Genomic DNA, 19,035 nt, shown 5'->3' on the forward strand with positions numbered 1-19,035 from the left:
GGCTCAGAGCGGCGCTGCGACCACCGAATAGATCTCCGGCAGGTGGGCGGCGATCTGGCGGAAGCTCTCGCCCTCGTCGCCGCTCATCCAGACCTCGCCGCCGGTGGTGCCCAGGTAGAGGCCGAACGGGTCGGCCTGGTCGCCGCAGAACGCCTGGCGCTTGACCGTGAACCAGCCCTGCTCGGCGGGGAAGCCGCGGTCCTGCCGCGTCCAGCTCCGGCCGGCGTCGGCGGTGCGGTAGACGGCGGGCCGGCCGCCGGGGCTGACGCGCGGCCACACGTCGGTGCCGTCCATCGGGAAGACATAGGCGGTCTCGGCTGAGCGCGGATGCGGCACGATGGTGAAGCCGATGTCGCCGATCTCGCGGGGCATCGCCTCGCCAATGCGGTCCCAGGTCTCGCCGGGCCGGTCCAAGCGGTAGATGCCACAGTGGTTCTGCTGCCAGAGCCGGTCGGGATTGCTGGGGGCTAGGGCGATGTAGTGGCTGTCCTGGCCGAACTCCGGATAGGGGTCGGGCAGGAAATCGCAGCGCACGTTCTTGTTCAGCGGTCGCCAGGTCTGACCCTGGTCATGGGTTTCCAGAACGCCGGCCGAACAGCTCGCCAAATACATGTGTCGTGCGTCGCGCGGATCGACCACCACCTGGTTGAGGATCGCCCCATCCGGGGTGCCGCCATCGGGGGGCAACCATTGCGCGACCATCGGGTGGTCGTTGAGGCCGGAGACGCCCTCCCAGGTTTGGCCACCGTCGCCGCTGCGGAACAGGCCAGGCGGCGAGACGCCCGCCCACCAGACGCCGGGTTCGTCGGCATGGCCGGGTTCCAGCCAGAAGGTGTGGTTGACCGCGCGGCCGAGCTTGTCGCCCTTGGGGAAGGCGGGCGGCGTCTTGGCCTCGGTCCAGGTCGCGCCGCCGTCCGTGGAGCGCAGGATGGTGGGGCCGAGGTGGCCGGTGGAGGCCGCCATCAGCATGGTCTTGCCGTCACGCGGATCGGCGACGAAGTGGTTGATGATCTGGCCCAGGAATTTCGGGCCTTCCACGCGCCAGGTCCGACGCTCGGCGTCGCTCTTCAGCACCCAGGCGCCCTTGCGGGTGCCGACTAGCAGCTGGATCGCATCGGTCATCCAAGGTCCTCCCCGACCCGCGCGCCCTCAGGCGAAATGGGAACCGCTTCGCCGCCCGGAGGGCGCGCCGATCAGAAACGTCGAGCGCAGGCGGGCGCAAAAGCGGCTCCCACTTCTGCTGCCTGCGCTCCTAGGACGAACGATACCACACGATCCCGACAGGCCGGCCCGCCGGCGCCTAGCCGCGCGGCCCCGGCGCTGGGGGATGGGCGTCCCAGAAGGCGCGGATCTCGGCGCGCGGGTTGGTCTCCTGGCGCGTGTCGTTGTCGAACAGCATGACGTTGCGGCGGGCGTCGCTGTAGGGCTGCCACGGCGGGATGTGGGCGTTGTTCGGATCGCCGTTGCGCACGAAGGCGGCCCAGGTGGAGGCCAGCCGGTCGGCCATGGCCTTGCCCCGGCTGGAGCCCGCGAAGAAGCCGTCGCGGTAGGAATGGAAGGACGCCGAGACGTCGATGCCGTGCACCGCGCCGAACTTGCCGTCGTAGGCGGGCGTGCGCCAGTTCCACTGATAGACATAGGCCGGCGCGGCGTTCTGCGCCGCCTTGCGGGCGGCCAGCGCGTAGGCGGCGCGGCGGCCGCCCGCGTCGGTGAAGGCCTGGGCCTGGATCAGGAACGGCGAGGCGCCGGGATCATAGCGGCGATAGAGAGCGACCAGCTCGACGCCGTGGCCGGGGAACCGCTGGTCCAGCAGCTTCTGCAGGCCGGATTCGGTCAGGTCGAAATTGGTCAGGCCAAGCGCGGCGTCCTCCAGGGTCGTCGAGACGATGATCGGGATGTCCGCCGACACCGCCGGCGCGACGGGGTCGAAGGGATGGTTGGGCAGGGCGTCGGTGCCGATCACCGGCGAGAAGTTGCCGCCGGTCGCGGTCTGGGCCTCGAGGATACGCTGCCAGGAGATGCGCTGCAGCTCGCCCATGTTGGACTTGCCGATGCCGAGCTCTTTCAGCAGCTTCGCGGCGGTCTCGGCGCCGGCCTCGGGGGTGACCAGCCGCAGGGCCGAGCCTGACTGCACGGCCGCGCGATGGAACAGGCCCTTGCCGGGCGGCATGGCCAGCATGGTGGAGGTCTTCGCCCCGCCGCCCGACTGGCCGAAGATCATGACGTTGCCGGGATCGCCGCCGAAGGCGCCGATGTTCTCACGCACCCAGCGCAGCGAATGGACCAGGTCCATCATGCCGGTGACGCCGGCATATTTGAACTCGGCCGGCGCGCCCGCGCCCACCAGGTCGGTGTAGCCGAACGACGCCAGCCTGTGGCTTACCGTCACCACCACGGCGTCTGCGTAGAACGCCAGGTTCTTGCCATCGAAGCCCGGCGCATTGCCCGAACCGGTGGCGAAGCCGCCGCCGTGGAAGGAGACGAACACCGGCCGCTTCGCAGCCCGGTCGGTGGTGGGCGTCCAGACGTTCAGCGTCAGGCAGTCCTCGCCCATGCCGGCGATGTCGTGCCGGTCCCACATGATCAGCTGGCCGTATTCGCCGCGGATGTCGGCCTGGGTCTGCGGGCAGCACTGGCCGAAGCCGAAGCATTCGCGAACGCCCTTCCAGGGCGCGGCGGGCTTGGGCGGCATGAAGCGGTTCTTGCCGCCGGTGGGCGCGCCGTAGGGGATGCCCTTGAACTCCCACACCGGGCCATTGGCGATGCCCTGCACCCGGCCCGTGGCGATCTCGGTGGTCTGGAAGATCTTCGAGGAGCCGCCGCCGGCCGCCAGCCCCGCGGGCGGACGGGCGGGCGGGGTCGGCGAGCCCTGGGCCAAGGCCTTGGGCGCCGCCGCGACGGCGGCCAGCGCGGCGCCGGCGGCCAGCACGGCCCTGCGGCCGGAATCCGGGTGATCGGTCATCTGAAGCGTTCCTCCCCGCCAGCTTTCTTTCGCGCCGGGGATGCCTGGCCGCCCGCCCTCCCCGATCCTTGCCCGCAAGCTTAGCCGCCGCGGGTTTGTGGTCAATCCTGCTTACAGATCAGCCGCCGGCGCGCAACCGCTCGGCGGAAATGTCGTCGGCCATCCGCCGCCGCATGTTCTCCAGCAACCCCAGCACCTTCTCCGCCTCGTCGGTGGGCCGGCCGATGAACACCGTCTCCAGGGCCAGGCCGCGCAGGGCCGCGAGCGTCAGGTGGGCCATGGCGTCGATGTCGGCCACGTGTTCGGGGGCGCTGAGCTGGCCCACCGCCATCCGGCGGCGCGTGCGGTGCATGCCGGCCTCACGCTCGGACGCGAATTCGGCGTAGCGCTCGGCGAGCTCGGGGTCGGTGCGCGCGGCGATCATCACCTCCATGAAGGCGATGGCCTCGGGCAGTTGCAGGCTCTGCCAGATCGCCTGCACGCCGCCGACGAACTGCTCGCGGCCGGTGGGATTGGTAGCCACCTGGGCGCGGGTGAAATCGCGCTGCGCGATCCAGGCATGCTCGGCGACCGCCAGCATCAGGTCGACCTTGGTGGGGAATTGGTGCAGCAGCGATCCGCGGCTGACCTTGGCCAGGCGCGCCACCAGCGGCGTGGAAGTCGAGGCGTAGCCGAACTCGGCCAGGCATTTCACGCCGGCGGCGAGAATCTTCGCCCGCGTCGCGGCCCGACGCTCGGCGTTCGGGCCTCGCGGCGCCTTATGTCGTTCGGCAACCCCCATGTCGGCTCACCATGCGTCGGACGAGGCGTCAGTGGAAGTCCCGGCTGCGGATCAGGCGGCCCGTGACGCGGTTCCGGATGGCGGGCGGCGGGGCGCCCTCGTCGTCGCGCATCTCGCCGAGCCTCTCGGAGAGGTCGGTGAAGCGCTCGGCCACCAGGTGGATGACCTCGCCCTCCTTCTGCAGCTGGCCGTGCACGATGACGAAGGAGGCCCCCATCACCAGCCGGCGGTTGGCCTCGAAGGCGTCCTTCCAGACGACGATGTTGGCGATGCCGGTCTCGTCCTCCAGCGTCATGAACACCACGCCCTTGGCGGTGCCGGGCCGCTGGCGCACCAGCACCAGCCCGCCCACCGACAGCCGCCGCCGGTCGCCCAGGGTCTTCAGCGCCGCGGCGGGCGTGGCGCCGGCGCGGGCCAGGGCCTCGCGGAAGAAGCTCACGGGATGGGCTTTCAGGGAGAGGCTGGTGGTGCGGTAGTCCTCGGCCACGTGCTGCGGGGCGCTCATGAAGGGCAGCTGGACCTGCGCTTCCTTGAAGGCCTGGCGGGCGAGCAGGGGGGCGTTGGCCTCGACGCCGATCTCGCCGCCCAGTCCCTTCACCGCCCAGAGCGCGGCGCGGCGGTCGAGGCCCAGCGAGCGGAAGGCGTCGGCCTCGGCCAACAGCTCCAGCGCCCGGCGGGTGAGGCCGGCGCGCAGGGCGAAATCCTCCAGGGTGCGGGCGCCGGCGTGGCGGGCCGCCAGCAGGGCCTCGGCGTCCGCCTCCTTGAAGCCCTTCACCTGCCGCAGCCCCAGGCGGACGGGGCGGCGGGGCATGCGGGGATCGTCGGGGTCTTCCAGCGTCGAGTTCCAGCCGCTCGCCATCACGTCCGGCGGGCGCACCTCCACCCCGTGCTCGCGGGCGTCGCGGACCAGCTGGGCGGGCTGGTAGAAACCCATGGGCTGGGCGTTGAGCAGGCTGACCAGGAAGACGTCCGGGCGATGCCATTTCACCCAGGCCGAGGCATAGACCAGCAGGGCGAAGCTGATCGCGTGGCTCTCCGGGAAGCCGTAGGAGCCGAAGCCCTCGATCTGCTTGAAGCAGCGCTCGGCGAAGTCCCGCTCATAGCCGCGGCGCGCCATGCCCTCGATGAACTTGTCGCGGTATTCGTGCAGCTTGCCGTTGGCCCGGAAGGTGGCCATGGAGCGGCGCAGGCCGTCGGCCTCGTCCTCGGTGAACTTCGCCGCCTCGATGGCCAGCCGCATGGCCTGTTCCTGGAACAGCGGCACGCCGAGCGTCTTGCCGAGCACCTGGCGCAGTTCGTCCGGCGGCCCGTGTTCCGGCGCGGGCGAGGGGAATTCCACCGGCTCCACGCCATCGCGCCGGCGCAGGTAGGGATGGACCATGTCGCCCTGGATGGGGCCCGGCCGGACGATCGCCACCTCGATGACCAGGTCGTAGAACTCCCGCGGCTTGAGCCTCGGCAGCATGGACATCTGCGCCCGGCTCTCCACCTGGAACACGCCCACGCTGTCGGCGTGGCAGAGCATCTCGTAGACCGCCGGATCTTCCTGCGGGATGTCGGCGATGTCGCCGATGCCCAGGAGGGTCAGGCTTTCCTTCAAGGCGGTCAGCATGCCCAGCGCCAGCACGTCGACCTTCATCAGGCCGAGCGCGTCGATGTCGTCCTTGTCCCACTCGATGAAGGTGCGCTCGGCCATGGCGGCGTTGCCGATCGGCACCGTCTCGTCGAGCCGGCGCTTGGTCAGCACATAGCCGCCCACGTGCTGCGAAAGGTGGCGGGGGAAGCCCAGCAGCTCCTGGGCCAGCGCCGTGGCTCGGCGGATCTCCGGCGCATCGGGATTCAAGCCCACCTGCCTGATGTGCTCGTCCGGCACGCCGTCGCCGTAGGAACCCCAGACGGTGCCCGCGAGCGCGGCGGTGATATCCTCGGTGAGGCCCAGCGCCTTGCCCACCTGGCGGATCGCCATGCGCGGCCGATAGTGGATCACCGTCGCCACGATGGCCGCCCGGTCGCGGGTGTAGCGGCGATAGACGTATTGCATCACCTCTTCGCGGCGGCTGTGCTCGAAGTCGACGTCGATATCCGGCGGCTCGCCGCGCCGCTCGGAGATGAAGCGGGAGAACAGCAGATCCTGGTTCTTCTTGGTCGGATCGACTGCGGTGACGCCCAGGCAGAAGCAGACGCAGGAGTTGGCCGCCGACCCGCGGCCCTGGCAGAGGATGTCCTCGTCCCGCGCCCATCTGACGATGTCGTGGACGGTCAGGAAGTAGTTGGCGAAATCGAGTCTCTCGATCAGGTCGAGCTCCTTCTGGATCGTCTCCCGCTCCTTCTCGCCCATGCCGTTTTCGAACCGCCAAGCGGCGCCCTCCCAGGTGAGATCGCGCAGGTGCTCGATGGCGGTCTTGCCGGGCGGCACCGGCTCGTCGGGATATTCGTAGCGGAGCTGGCCGAGGTCGAAACCGATCCGCTCGGCGATCTCGACGCTGCGCTCCACCGCGCCGGGGTATCTGGCGAACAGGCGGGCCATCTCGTCCGGCGACTTCAGGTGCCGCTCGGCATTGGCCGCGAGACGCAGGCCGGCCTGCGTCACCGTGCAGCCCTCGCGGATGCAGGTCAGCACGTCCTGCAGCGGCCGCCGCTCGGGGCCGTGGTAGAGCACGTCGTTCACCGCCACCATCGGGGCGCGGGCCGACTGAGCGAGGCCGGCCAGCCGCGACAGGCGCTGCAGGTCGCGCGCGCCGTAGCGCCGCGCCGCCGCCAGCCAGACGTCGGGCAGCGCCCCTGAGATGCGCTTGAGGCCGATCTCGAAGGCGCCGTCCAGGCGCTCGGGCGGGACCACCAGCACCAGCTGGCCCTCGGCGTGGTCGAGGAAATCGGCCCAATGGAGCTCGCACCCACCCTTCTCGGCGCGGCGCTGGCCCAGGGTGAGCAGGCGGGTAAGCCGGCCATAGGCCTCGCGATCGGAGGGATAGACCAGCAGGCTCGGCGTCGCGTCGGCGAAGTCCAGCCGGCAGCCGGTGAGCGCGCGAACCTGGGACCCGGCCGCCCGGCGGGCCTGCATCTCCGACCAGGCGCGGACCACGCCGGCGAGCGAGTTGCGGTCGCAGATGCCGATGGCCTCCAGCCCCAGCACATGGGCGCCGTTGACCAGCTCGTGCGGATGCGACGCACCGCGCAGGAACGAGAAATTGGTGGCGGCCTGCAGTTCGGCGTAGCGGGTCATCCGAACAGCCCGTGCAGCCACCACTTGGGCGGTTCATTGGGCTCATAGAGGCCGGCGCGGAACAGCCAGAAGCGGCCGCCCTCGGCGTCCTCCACCCGGTAGTAGTCGCGGACGCGGCCCGTGCTGATGTCCTCGATCTGGCGTTTCCACCATTCCTCGGCGATGCGTTCGGGCCCCTCGGCGCGGCGCACGCGGTGGACGCGGCCGCGCCAGCGGAACTGGCTGGGCGGATCGTCGGGGGTCAGGGCGATGACGCCCTCCAACGGCTCGGGACGGCGGAACAGGCGGATGGGGCGCGGCGTCGCCGGGTCCCAGGGCCGGGCCTCCGCGGTCGGACCGAGCGGCGTGGCGTGGGCGACCGACAGCTCCGGCACGTGGCTCTCCACGGGGGCGGCGCGCCAGACGCGGTCCTCGCCCAGCCGGTTGGTCAGCCGGTCGATCAGCGGCAGGAGTCCGTCCTCGACGCCGGGCTGGGCGGCGCCCTCCAGCTTCGCCTGTCGGCCGGACAGGGTCTCGACCTCGCTGGCGGTGAGGGTGACGATCTCGACCCCGAAGCCCGGATCGATGCTTTCGATCTTGGGGGCCAGCAGCTTGGCGATCCGCCGGGCGTCGCGGCCCGGCAGAGCCAGGCCGGCGGTCACCGAGGGACACTGGCCGTCGAGGCGGTGGAAATAGAGCTCGAAGCGGCGCGCGCCCTTGCCCTCGCGCTCCAGCCGCGCGCACAGGCCGGCCGACGCGTCGAAGGCCACGCGGGCCATGTCCTCCGGCGTGCTGATCGGCTCGGCGAAGGCGAGCCGCGCGACCCACGGCGTCGGCGGGCGGCGATAGGTGAGCGCCTCGCGCGTGCGGCCAAGCGCCTGGTCGAGGCGCATCAAGGTCTGTTTGCCGAACCGCTTGGCGAAGGGCGCGCGGGGCAGGGCGAACAGCTGGGCGAGCCGGCGCAAGCCCAACCGCTCGATCTGGGCGGCGGTCTCGGTCTCGAGCCGCAGGGCCGCGGGCGGCAGGGGGGCGAGCGCCGCCTGCTGGCCGCCGGGCGGGGCGATGATCCCGTCCTCGCCATAGTGGGCGAGGCCCCAGGCGGCGGCCGGGGTGTCGGCGATGGCGCAGCGGAACGGCAGGCCGTTGGCGAAGAGGCGTTGCTGGAAGTCGGCCATCAGTTCGGCCTCGCCGCCCCACAGGTGGTCGACCCCGGTGATGTCCAGGAACAACCCATCCGGCGCGTCGGCGGCCACCGCCGGGGAATAGCGCATGCACCAGTCGACGAGGGCCGCCAGCGCCGCGGCGTCGGCCTCCGGCTCGGCCTCGGCGGTCGCAAGTTCCGGCGCGATGGCGAAGGCGTCGGTGGCCTTCTGGCCGGGATAGAGGCGCAGCCGCGCAGCCTCCAGGCTGACCGCCGCGATCCGGCGGGTCCCGCGGACCGTCTCGACCAGGGCGAAGGGGGCGGGCGGCTGGGGTTCAGGCGGCGTGTCGGTGTTGCGCCGGCGCCAGTTGGCGATCGCCCAGGTCGGCGACCAGGCGCAAAGGATGCGCGCCATCGGTTGTCTCCAAAGAATAGGCTTCTGGCGCCTCGAACAGGAAGGCGCCGGTGCGTCCGCCGCGGCAGCGTTCCAGGGCGACCTCGAAGCGCGGCGCGCCCAGGCCGAACTCGCCGGCCGGCGGCTCGGAGGGGGCCGAGGCCACGCGCCAGCGGGTGGCGGCGGCAGACCCGGCCCCGCGCTTCATCCGTTCGCCGAACGGGCTGCGGCGCAGGACGAAGGCGGTCGACCCGCGCTTCTCGCAGGCCAGCTGCAGCCGCCGGCCGGCGGTCAGGTCGACGTCCTCCGCCTCACCGATCACGGCGGCGACGCCGAGCGTCGAGAGCGCATCCTCCATGATGGACAGCGCTTCGGCCGCGTCGCGGGCGCAGACCTGGATCAGCTTCTCGGCTGGGAAGCCGAGGCCGGCCAGGCCCGGCGCGAACAGGTCGTCTCGACGGAACACCCAGACCGCCTCGCCGCGGGCCGCCAGGGGCGCCGCCATCAAGGCCGCGAAGGCGGCCGGCGCGGCGGAGGTCTCGGCCTCCAGACCGCCGCCGGTGATTTCGTGCCAGCGGCCGAGCGGCAGGCCGCCGCCGGGCAGCAGCCCATCGACGGCCGGGTCGCCGAAGGGCAGGAAGTCGCAGTCCGCCCGTCCGCCCGCTTCGAGGGCGGCGATCTCCGCTCGCAGCGCGGCCAAGGCGCCTCCGCGAAAATCGGACACGGCTTTCGGACTCCTTATGTTCCGAGTTTGTTCTAAACCCGGAACGGGGGGAGTCAAGTTCCCGGAGATTTGCCGCAGCGCCGCTAAGCGCCGCTGAAGTCGAAGGTCCTGGGCTTCTGGGCAGCCGCGCCGAAGCTCCAGTGAGACCCGCGAAGGCGGCCTTGCGGCGGCGCCGGATTGGCGTCCTAATCGCCCCGCGACTTTCGGAGGGGACGATGCGAGTGATCCTGATCGCCACGGCCGCGGCGGTGCTGCTGGCGGCCGGCGCCGGCCGGGCGCAGTCGCTTGCCGGCATCGACACGGTCCGCACGCGGGTCGATGGCGGCGTCCTGCTGGGCATCGCCCACGACACCGGCAATGCGTTCCGCAACATCCCCTATGCCGCCCCGCCGGTCGGGCCGCTGCGCTGGCGGCCGCCGCAGCCGGCCAGGCCCTGGACCGGCGAGCGCCCGGCGGTGTTCCCGGGCGTCTCGTGCCCGCAGCCGATGAACCCCGACAACAGCCCCAACTCCGGCGGCGCCAATGGGCCAACCTCGGAGGACTGCCTGCAGCTCAACGTCTTCGCGCCGAAGAAGGCCAAGGCCGCGCCGGTGATGGTGTGGATCCACGGCGGCGGCCACCGGACCGGCGCGGGCTGGGTCTATGACGGCCTGAACTTCGCCCGCGACGGCGTGGTGGTGGTGACGATCAACTACCGGCTGGGCGCGCTCGGCTACTTCGCCCATCCGGCCCTGACGAAGGCCGCGCCGCGCGGCGAGCCGGTCGCCAACTACGGCCTGATGGACCAGATCGCGGCCCTGAAGTGGGTGCAGCGGAACATCGCCACGTTCGGCGGCGATCCGAAGAACGTGACGGTGTTCGGCGAGAGCGCCGGGGGGATGTCGACCCTGGCGCTGCTGGCCACGCCCTCGGCGCGCGGGCTCTACCAGAAGGCCATCGTGGAATCCGGCGCGGGCTGGTTCGAGCCGACGACCCTGGCGGCCGAGGAGAAGAAGGGCGCCGGCGCGCTGGCGGCGGCGGGCATCGCGCCGGGCTCCGCCGCGGCGGAACTGCGGTCCCTGCCCGTGGAGAAGCTGGTCCCGGTCAGCATGAACTACGGCCCGATCACCGATGGGGTGCTGATGAAGGAGACGCCGAGCCAGGCGCTGGCCGACGGGCATTTCGACGACGTGCCGCTGATCATCGGCTCCAACTCCGGCGAGGATTCCCTGCTGGGCCCCAGCCCCATGCCGGCGCCGCGGGTGGCGGCGTTCGCGCCCCCGGCCGCCAAGCTGGTCTACCGCGACGAGGCGGCGGTCAGCGACGAACTGGTGGCCCGCGCGGTGTTCACCGACCGGGTAATGGGCGGTCCGGCGCGCTGGGTGGCGGCCAGGGCCTCGGGCGGCAAGCCGGCGTGGCTCTACTATTTCTCCTACATCGGCAGCCGCTTCCGGCCGGCCAAGACCCGGGCCAGCCACGCTGACGAGATCCAGTACGTCTGGGAATACTGGGGCCGGCGCACGCCGATGAGCCTGGTCTCCGACGAGGACAAGCGCACGGCGGCCCTGATGCACGCCTGCTGGGTGGCCTTCGCCAAGACCGGCGCGCCCAAGTGCGGCGCCGAGCCCTGGCCGGCCTACACGCCCTCGGGCGATCAGCTGATGGAGTTCGGCGCCGCCTCCGGCGTGCGGACGCACCTGCGCAAGGCCCAGCTCGACGCCCAGGAAGGCGCCGTCCTGCCGACGCTGGCGCTCGGGAAGTAGCTCCGAACTGAATCGCCGCGCCCGGCGTTTCCGGACTCTCGACTTCCGGAGGCGCCAGAATGGCCACGCGACCCACTTGGCAGGGATACCTGCGGCTCAGCCTCGTGAGCTGCCCCGTGGCGCTCTACACGGGCACGTCGCGCACCAGCGAGGTGCACTTCAACATGTTGAGCAAGACGACCCACAACCGAATCCGGATGATCCCCACCGATCCGGAGAGCGGGCCGGTGGACCGCGCCGACATCGTCAAGGGCTACGAGGTGGAGAAGGGCCACTACGTCGTCATCACCGACGACGAGATCGCCAACGTGCGGCTGCCGACCACCCGGACGCTGGACATCGAGCGGTTCGTCGACGAGGCCGACATCGACCGGCTGTACTGGAACGACCCCTATTTCCTGGTCCCCGACGGCGACATGGCGCTGGAGGCCTTCACGGTGATCCGCGAGGCCATGGAGACCTCGGACAAGGTGGCGCTGGGGCGCCTTGTCATGCACCAGCGCGAGCGGTTGATGGCGCTGGAGCCGCGCGATAAGGGCATCCTCGCCTATACGATCCGCTCCCGGCGCGAGGTGAAGGACCCCGACGAGCTGTTCGACAAGATTCCCGACGAGAAGCCCAACCGGCAGATGGTCGAGATCGCCGCCAAGATCATCGACCAGTTGGAAGGCCCCTTCGATCCCAGCCAGTTCACCGACCGCTACGAGGACGCCCTGCGCGAGCTCGTCGCCGAGAAGGAGAAGGGCCACAAGATCGCGACGGTGAAGGAGCCCAAGGAGGCCGAGGTCATCGACCTGATGGACGCCCTCAAGCGCAGCCTCGGCCAGACCGGCGGCGACCGGCGCAAGCCCGCGGCGCGGAGCAAGGCGGGTTCGGCCAAGAAAAGCGCGCCGAAGAAGGCCGCGGCGAAGAAGCGGGCCTAGCTGGCTTTCAACAGGGCGGCCCGTTCATCCGCCGTCAGGGCCCGCCATTTCCCCTCCGGCAGGTCGCCCAGTTCCAGGGGCCCGATCCGGACGCGGAACAGGTCGGTGACCGAGAGGCCGACGAGGTCGCACATTCGGCGGATCTGGCGGTTGCGGCCTTCGGTCAGCACGATGCGCAGGCGCTGGTCGCCGACCACGCTCACCTTGGCGGGCTTCAACTGGCGGCCGTCAAGCCGCAGGCCGTGCCGCAGCTGCTTGAGCTTGCCCTCGGTGACCTGGCCCGTGATGCGGACCAGGTATTCCTTGTCGAGTTGGGATTCCGGCCCGATCACCGCCTTGGCCAGCACCCCGTCCTCGGACAGCAGCAGCAGGCCGCGGCTATCCATGTCGAGCCGGCCGAGCGGGGCGAGGCTCGCCTCGGCGCCGGGGATGGAGGGCGCCTCGCCCATCAGGTTGGCCCTGGAGAGCAGGCGCACGGCCGGCGTCTGGCCAGGCTCCGGCTGGGCGGAGACCACGCCGACCGGCTTGTGCAGCACGGCGGTCAGCTGGGCGGCCAGGCCCGCCTCGGCGCGGTCGGCCAGCGTCAGGGTCTGGCCGGGCAGGATTTTGCGGCCGACGTCCTCGACCACAGCCCCGTCGATGACGACCAGCCCGCCCGCGATCAGCGCCTCGGCCTCGCGCCGCGAGCAGACGCCCTGCTGCGCCAGCCAGCGGTTCACCCGCTGCGGCTCGGCGTCGTCGTAGCGGCGGGTCCAGGCCATGAGGGCTTGTTAAGTGGTCGCGCGGCCGGACGCAAAAGCGGTCTCCACTTTTGCTGGCTGTCGCTCCGGCAAGCCGGCTAAGAGCGGGCCATGGAGCGGTTCGATGTCGTGATCGTCGGCGCCGGCGCGGCGGGCATGATGTGCGCCATCGAGGCGGGCAAGCGCGGGCGCTCCGTTCTGGTGCTGGATCACGCGGCGGCCCCCGGCGAGAAGATCCGCATCTCAGGCGGCGGGCGCTGCAACTTCACCAACACCCGCACGACGCCCGCGCAGTTCCTGTCGCAGAACCCGCGGTTCTGCATCTCGGCGCTCAGCCGCTACACGCCGGCCGACTTCATCGCGCTGGTCGATCGCCACCGCATCCCCTGGCACGAAAAGACGCTGGGCCAGCTGTTCTGCGACGGCAGCGCGCGCGAGATCATCGACATGCTGCTCTCCGAGGTGCGCGGGGCCGGGGCGACCTTGCGGCTGGGCGCGACGGTCGACCGGATCGAGCGGGCGGCCGACGGCTTCGAGCTGGCGCTGGGCGGCGGGCGGATCGCCTGCGAGGCCCTGGTCGTGGCGACCGGCGGCAAGTCGATCCCGAAGATGGGGGCCACGGGCTTTGCCTATGAGATCGCCCGGCAATTCGGACTGGCGGTGACGGAGACGCGGCCCGCGCTCGTGCCGCTGACCTTCGACGTCAGCGTGCTGCAGCCGCTGAAGGGCCTCACGGGCGTCGCCGTGGAGGCGCGGGTGAGCTGCGGCAAGACGAGCTTCGACGAGGCGATGCTCTTCACCCATCGCGGGGTCTCGGGCCCCGCGATCCTGCAGATCTCGTCCTTCTGGCGCGAGGGGCAGGAGATCGGGATCGACCTGGCGCCGGGCGTCGATGTGTTCGAGGATCTCCGGGCCGCGCGGAGCGGTCACGGCAAGCAGGCCGTGGCGACGGTGCTGGGCGGCTGGCTGCCCCATCGGCTGGCGCATCACATCGCCGAGCGAGAGGGCGCGACCGGCCGGGTGGCCGATACACCGGACAAGACCCTGCGCCGGGTCGCCGAGGCGGTGAACCGCTGGCGGGTGAAGCCGGTGGGCTCGGAGGGTTACCGCACCGCCGAGGTGACGCTGGGCGGCGTCGACACCGCGGGCCTCGACAGCCGCACGATGCAGGCCAAGGCCGTCCACGGCCTCTATGTGGTGGGCGAGGCGGTCGACGTTACGGGCTGGCTCGGCGGCTACAATTTCCAGTGGGCCTGGGCCAGCGGCTGGGCCGCGGGGCAGGCTGTCTAGGACTGGATCCCGGTCTTCCGCCGAGGTGAAAACCGGGATGACACCCTTGCGGGCGTCACTTCGGCTGCAGTTGTTCGGCCACGTCGAGGCGGGCCTTGAACTGGTGCTCGTGCGGATGGACGCCGTCGGCGCCGAACTCGAGGGACGCCTCGTGGGCCACATCGAACCTCGGCCAGGGCACGCCGCCGGCGCTGTCCGGATTGCCGGACTTGGCGAAGGCCGCCCAGTAGGCGTTCATCGATTTCGAGAGCGCGACCTCTTCGGGGGCGAACTTCTGCTTGTCGCCGCCGAACACGAAGCGGACCTCGGTGACGTGGCCCGCGCCCTGCGAGGTCGCGCGCGTCTTCTCCGGGACGAAGGAGAAGAAATAGAGCCAGACCGGCACGCCGGCCTTGGCCTCGATGCGGGCCAGGTTGCGGTCGGGCTCGGTTATGAATTCGTCGGTGACCAGCTCGTTGATCGTGCGCAGCTTGTCGCCGGTCCCCTGCGGATCGTAGCCGGCCTTGATCGCCGCCTGCGCGGCCGCCGGCATGGCGTCGAGCTGGGCGGCTGTGGGCCTGAACAGGCTCGCTTCGTTGGAGTTGCCGCCGAACAGCAGCGGAACCTTGGCCTGGCGACCCGCGGCGAATCCCTGGGTGATGCCCGAGACGATCAGCTTGCCGTCGAGGATCGGCTGGGCGCGCTCGGTGAAGCCGCCGGAATAGGGAAGCTTGGACAGCGGCAGGGCGCGTAGCGCGGCGGCGGTCGCCGCATCGGTCCCCTCGACCCCGGCGGCCTTGGCGGCGGCCAAGCCCATGGCGTCGGCCTTGGCCAGGTCATAGGGCGTGTGGCGCGGGAAGCTGCTCTCGCCGATCGCCTTCTGGAACAGGCCGCGGGCCTCTGGCGCGAGCATCAGATAGAGCACCGAGATGCCCCCGGCGCTCTCGCCGAAGACGGTGACGTTGGACGGATCGCCGCCGAATGACCCGATATTGGCCTTCACCCACTTCAACGCCGCGATCTGGTCGGCGAGGCCGTAGTTGGCGGTGTGGCCTTCCCTGTCGAGCGCCGGATGGGCGAACCAGCCGGCGTGCCCCAGGCGGTAGTTGAGGCTGACGGTGATCACCCCGTGGTGGGCGAACTCGGTCCCGTCGTGGGTGGCGCCGAACGCGCCCATGGAGGTCCCGACGACGAAGGCCCCGCCGTGGATCCAGACCATCACCGGCAGTTTCGATCCAGGCTTGGCGCCGGCCGGGGTGGTGACGTTCAGATAGAGGCAGTCCTCCACGTCCTTCTCGCAGCTCGCGCCGGGCTTGGTCGCATCGCGCGTCCCGTTCCAGCCGGCGGCCGACGCCGGCGGCTTCCAGCGCAGCTCGCCGATCGGTGGGGCCGCGTAGGGGATGCCGAGGTAGCTGGACGCGCCGTCGGCGGTGGCGCCGGAAAGCGCGCCTTGCCTGATCTTCACGACCGGCGCGGCGGCTTGCGCGAAAGCGGCCGTGGAGGCGGTGGCGAAAGCGAGCGCAAGTGCGCCGGCGACGAATGCCCGTCGGATCATCTCAAATTCCCCCCAAAATATGGGCCGCTGACTAGCGACCGGCTGTTTCGGCAATGTGTCCGAGCGGGCCGCCGGTCCTCAGCCCATCCGGTGCAGGGCGCAGATCTTGTTGCCGTCCGGGTCGCGCAGATAGGCGAGATACATCTTGCCCATGCCGCCTTCGCGCACGCCGGGCGGGTCCTCGATGGACGTCCCGCCGTTGGCCACGCCCGCCGCATGCCAGGCGTCGGCCTGGTCGGTGGTGGCGCAGGCGAAGCCGATGGTGCCGCCGTTGGCGCAGGTCGCGGGCTCGCCGTCGATGGGCAGCGACACGGAGAACACGCCGGTCTTGGTCCGGTAGAAGATGCGATGGCGGTCGACCATGGCCGGCGGAATGTCCAGGGCGCCGAGCACCGCGTCGTAGAAGGTCTTGGCCCGGTCGAGGTCGTTGGTGCCGATCATGACGTGCGAGAACATGGTGTGATCCCTCCCTGCGGCGCTGAGCCGGTTCGAGGCGAGTTAGAGCAAAGCGCGGGCCCCGGTCGAGTCCGTTCGACGATCAATCCCGGCCCATCGAGAAGACCGGGGCGAAGCAGCCGAGGATAAGGCGTCGCGCGTCGAAGGGCGGCTCGCCCGACGTATCCATGCGCGAATCCTCGTGCATCCGCGCCTCGGCGGCGGAGAAGCTCTCTTTGTCGGGCCAAACCTGCCAGGTGAAGACGATCTTCTCGCCCGGCTTGGCCGCGACGGCGCGGCGGAAGTCCGTCGTCTGGCCGTCGGGCACGAAGTCCTCCCAGCACTCGACGATCTCCAGGCAGCCGTATTCCTGGAAGAAGCGCGCGCCGTTCTCCGCCCACTTGCGATAGGCGTCCCGCCGATCCTCCGGCACCGGTATCACCAAGCCGCAGACATACATGGTTGGGGCTCCTGTTGCGGATCCCGGAGCATCACGCCACGCAATCCCAGTCTTGTCAGCAGCCTTCGCCGCGCCGGGCGAGCCTCAACGCTTCAGCTTCTTGATCGCGTCCACCAGCGGACGTTCGGCGTCGCAGTAGTCGGCCCAGGCCTTGGTTTTCTTCAGCAGGTCCGGCGCGGTGCGGATCGTCCAGCGCTTGGGGTCGAGGCCGGGCTTCACCAGGTCCCAGGTGATCGGGAAGGAGACGGGCGCGCCGGGCCGTCCGCGTGGCGAGAGCGGGGCCACCGCCGTCGAGAGCCGGTCATTGCGCAGATAGTCGAGGAAGATCCGGCCGACCCGCTTGGCCTTGGCCATGTTGACGACGTAGCGGTCAGGCTGGTCGGCGGCGATCGCCAGGCAGACGTCCTGGGCGAATTTCTTGGCGGTCGGCCAGTCGGTCTTGCCCTTCCCGTCCTTCAGCGGCGTCACCACGTGCAGGCCCTTGCCGCCGGTGGTCTTGCAGAAGGCTTCGAGGCCGAGCGCCTCCAGGCGCGCCTTCACCTCCAGGGCCCCTTCGATAACCCGCTCGAACGGGATGTCCTCGTCGGGATCCAGGTCGAAGACCAGCCGCCCGGGGGTCTCCGGCTGGCCGGGCTGGCAGTTCCAGGGGTGGAATTCCACGGCGGCCACCTGGGCGAGCGCGATCAGCGCCTCGATGCGGTCCACCTGCAGGTAGGGCTTGTGGTCGCCGAACACCTTGACCTCGGTGAGCAGGGCCGAGGAGCCCTTGCCCGCGTGGCGCTGGAAGAACCGCTCCTTGCCGGCGATGCCGTCCGGCATGCGGATGATCGAGCAGGGGCGGCCCTTGATGTGGGTCATCATCCAGGGCCCGACGGTCTCCAGATATCGGGCGAGATCGAGCTTGGTGACGGGATTGCCGTCGCCGCCGTCGGACCACAGCGGCTTGTCGGGGCTGGAGAGCCGAACGCCGAGCACGATCGGGCTCGCCTCCGCCTTGGGCTTGAAGATCAGCGGCGCGGGCGCGGCCTCGGCGGTGTCGACTGGCGCCGGCGTTTCGGCCACCACCTGATCGGCCGGCTTGTCCTCGCGCAGCCCCTTGAAGGCGCCTTGGCGGACCATGCCGGAGCCGGTGAAGCCCGCGAACTCGATCTCGGCGACCAGCTCGGGTTTCGCCCAATGCAGGGCCTCGCCGCGCTTGGGGGCTTCCGGGCCGGTAAAGGGGCTGGTCCTGGCCTCGACCTTCTCCAGCCGCGGCAACACGCGGCGCACGGTGTCGCGCCCGAATCCCGTGCCGACCTTGCCCACATAGACCAGCTTGTCGCCGCGGTGGACGCCGACCAGCAGGGAGCGCAGCTGGCCCGCCTCGCCCGACCAGCCGCCGATCACCACCTCGTGGCCGGCGCGGCACTTGGCCTTCACCCAGTCCTCGCCGCGGCCCGAGCGATAGGGCGCGCTCAGCCGCTTGGAGACGATGCCTTCGAGGGACATGCGGCAGGCCGATTGCAGCACCGCCTCCCCGCCGGTCTCGAAGTGCTCGACAAAGCGGATGCGCGGCTCGGCCTGCTGGTCGGCCAACAGGTCGGCCAGCCGCGCCTTGCGCTGGCTGAGCGGCCGTTCGCGCAGGTCTTCGCCGCCCGTGAACAGCAGGTCGAAGGCGAAGAACACCAGATCCTGGGTCTTGCCGTCGGAGAGCGCGGCCTGCAAGGCAGGGAAGTCCGGCGCGCCGTGGCTGTCGAGCGCACAGGCCTCGCCGTCGACAATACAATCGGGCAGGCCGGCGGCCGCCTTGGCGATCTCCTTGAACTTCGCCGTCCAGTCGAGGCCGGCGCGGGTCTTCAACGTCGCCTTGCCGCCGTGGACCCGCAGCTGCAGCCGGTAGCCGTCGAACTTGATCTCGTGCGCCCAGCCCGCCCCGGGCGGCGGCCGGTCGACGGACTTGGCGAGCTGCGGCGGCACGAAGCCGGGCAGGGCGGAGGCCTTCAGCTTGGGGGCCGGCGCGGCCTTCAGCGGCGCGGACTTCGGCGCCGCGTCGTTCTGCTGGGCGCGGTTCGATCGCCAGACCGCCTTGGCTGAGGCGCGACCCTTCTTTCCGGTCATGAAGGCCTTCGGTCCCTTGCCCTTGCCAGCGGCGATCTCGTCCATGGAGCGGCCCGAGGCTATGGAGCTGGTCTCCTGATCGGTGATGGCCGAGCCGCTGTCGTCGATCGAATAGCCGTCGTGGTGCTTGATGAGCAGCCAGTTGTCGCGCTTCTCCCGCTCGCGGCGCTTCATGCGCACCAGGACGTAGCTGCCGTGCAGCCGCTCACCCTCCAGCCGGAACTTGAAATCGCCCTTCCTGAGCATGGCGTGCGGGTCGCCCTCGGGCTCCCAGTAGCCGCGGTCCCACAGCAGGACCGTGCCGCCGCCGTACTGGCCCTTGGGGATGGCGCCCTCGAAGTCGCCGTAGTCGAGGGGATGGTCCTCGACCTCGACGGCCAGCCGGCGCTCATGCGGGTCGAGGGAAGGGCCGCGGGTCACCGCCCAGGACTTGAAGACCCCGTCCAGCTCCAGGCGCAAGTCATAGTGCAGGCGGGTGGCGGCGTGCTTCTGGATCACGAAGCGCAGGCGGTTGGAGGGCTTGGTCGCCTCGGCCCCGGCGGGCTCGGCGGTCCGGGTGAAGTCCCGCATGGAGCGGTAGCGGCTAAGCTGGTCCTTCTTGGCCAAACGG

General features: G+C 70.8%; 14 protein-coding genes. 3 read left to right on the forward strand and 11 right to left on the reverse strand.

The window, feature by feature from the left end:
* Positions 1-3: 3 nt before the first annotated feature.
* The 6 genes from VGT80_RS00520 to VGT80_RS00545 all read right to left on the reverse strand — a co-directional run bounded on the left by VGT80_RS00520 (position 4) and on the right by VGT80_RS00545 (position 9,204).
* Positions 4-1,122: a glycosyl hydrolase gene (locus tag VGT80_RS00520; protein WP_327451931.1), complete on the reverse strand. Its 1,119-nt coding sequence runs from the start codon at positions 1,120-1,122 to the stop codon at positions 4-6.
* A gap of 178 nt (positions 1,123-1,300) precedes the next feature.
* Complete coding sequence (locus tag VGT80_RS00525) at positions 1,301-2,962, reverse strand: carboxylesterase/lipase family protein (protein WP_327451933.1); 1,662 nt, start codon at positions 2,960-2,962, stop codon at positions 1,301-1,303.
* A gap of 118 nt (positions 2,963-3,080) precedes the next feature.
* On the reverse strand, positions 3,081-3,743 hold the full coding sequence (locus tag VGT80_RS00530) for a helix-turn-helix domain-containing protein (protein ID WP_327451935.1): 663 nt from the start codon (positions 3,741-3,743) through the stop codon (positions 3,081-3,083).
* A gap of 28 nt (positions 3,744-3,771) precedes the next feature.
* On the reverse strand, positions 3,772-6,966 hold the full coding sequence (locus VGT80_RS00535; RefSeq protein WP_327451937.1) for an error-prone DNA polymerase: 3,195 nt from the start codon (positions 6,964-6,966) through the stop codon (positions 3,772-3,774).
* Positions 6,963-8,501 carry a DNA polymerase Y family protein gene (locus VGT80_RS00540; protein WP_327451939.1) on the reverse strand — a complete coding sequence of 513 codons (1,539 nt, stop codon included), beginning with the start codon at positions 8,499-8,501 and terminating at the stop codon, positions 6,963-6,965. The genes VGT80_RS00535 and VGT80_RS00540 overlap by 4 nt, the downstream gene beginning before the upstream one ends.
* On the reverse strand, positions 8,422-9,204 hold the full coding sequence (locus VGT80_RS00545; protein ID WP_327451941.1) for a protein imuA: 783 nt from the start codon (positions 9,202-9,204) through the stop codon (positions 8,422-8,424). Before VGT80_RS00545 ends, VGT80_RS00540 begins: the two co-directional genes overlap by 80 nt.
* A gap of 215 nt (positions 9,205-9,419) precedes the next feature.
* On the opposite strand from VGT80_RS00545, the gene VGT80_RS00550 reads away from it, so the two are divergent.
* Both VGT80_RS00550 and VGT80_RS00555 read left to right on the forward strand, forming a co-directional pair.
* The gene (locus VGT80_RS00550; protein ID WP_327451943.1) at positions 9,420-10,946 is read left to right on the forward strand and encodes a carboxylesterase/lipase family protein; all 1,527 of its coding nucleotides are present in this window, start codon (positions 9,420-9,422) and stop codon (positions 10,944-10,946) included.
* A 59-nt stretch (positions 10,947-11,005) separates the two neighbouring features.
* Positions 11,006-11,869 (forward strand): Ku protein, encoded by an 864-nt coding sequence (locus tag VGT80_RS00555; protein ID WP_327451945.1) that lies wholly within the window; start codon positions 11,006-11,008, stop codon positions 11,867-11,869.
* Here the strand turns inward: VGT80_RS00555 and VGT80_RS00560 are convergent.
* Entirely contained in the window at positions 11,866-12,630 is a 765-nt protein-coding gene (locus VGT80_RS00560; protein ID WP_327451947.1) for a pseudouridine synthase, read from the reverse strand. The two genes, VGT80_RS00555 and VGT80_RS00560, sit on opposite strands and share 4 nt — an antisense overlap.
* Positions 12,631-12,720: 90 nt before the next feature.
* On the opposite strand from VGT80_RS00560, the gene VGT80_RS00565 reads away from it, so the two are divergent.
* Positions 12,721-13,899 (forward strand): NAD(P)/FAD-dependent oxidoreductase, encoded by a 1,179-nt coding sequence (locus VGT80_RS00565; RefSeq protein WP_327451949.1) that lies wholly within the window; start codon positions 12,721-12,723, stop codon positions 13,897-13,899.
* Positions 13,900-13,954: 55 nt separating this feature from the next.
* Here the strand turns inward: VGT80_RS00565 and VGT80_RS00570 are convergent, their stop codons facing one another.
* The 4 genes from VGT80_RS00570 to ligD form a co-directional block, all read right to left on the reverse strand.
* On the reverse strand, positions 13,955-15,433 hold the full coding sequence (locus VGT80_RS00570; protein WP_327451951.1) for a carboxylesterase/lipase family protein: 1,479 nt from the start codon (positions 15,431-15,433) through the stop codon (positions 13,955-13,957).
* A 78-nt stretch (positions 15,434-15,511) separates the two neighbouring features.
* On the reverse strand, positions 15,512-15,889 hold the full coding sequence (locus VGT80_RS00575) for a VOC family protein (RefSeq protein WP_327451953.1): 378 nt from the start codon (positions 15,887-15,889) through the stop codon (positions 15,512-15,514).
* A gap of 82 nt (positions 15,890-15,971) precedes the next feature.
* Positions 15,972-16,328: a DUF1428 domain-containing protein gene (locus VGT80_RS00580; RefSeq protein WP_327451955.1), complete on the reverse strand. Its 357-nt coding sequence runs from the start codon at positions 16,326-16,328 to the stop codon at positions 15,972-15,974.
* An 84-nt stretch (positions 16,329-16,412) separates the two neighbouring features.
* Positions 16,413-19,031, reverse strand: coding sequence for a DNA ligase D (gene ligD / locus VGT80_RS00585; RefSeq protein ID WP_327451958.1), 2,619 nt, complete (start codon positions 19,029-19,031; stop codon positions 16,413-16,415).
* Between the last annotated feature and the right edge of the window lie 4 nt (positions 19,032-19,035).

Origin of the sequence: Phenylobacterium sp. (assembly GCF_035944335.1) — a bacterium.
Taxonomy (GTDB): Bacteria; Pseudomonadota; Alphaproteobacteria; order Caulobacterales; family Caulobacteraceae; genus Phenylobacterium.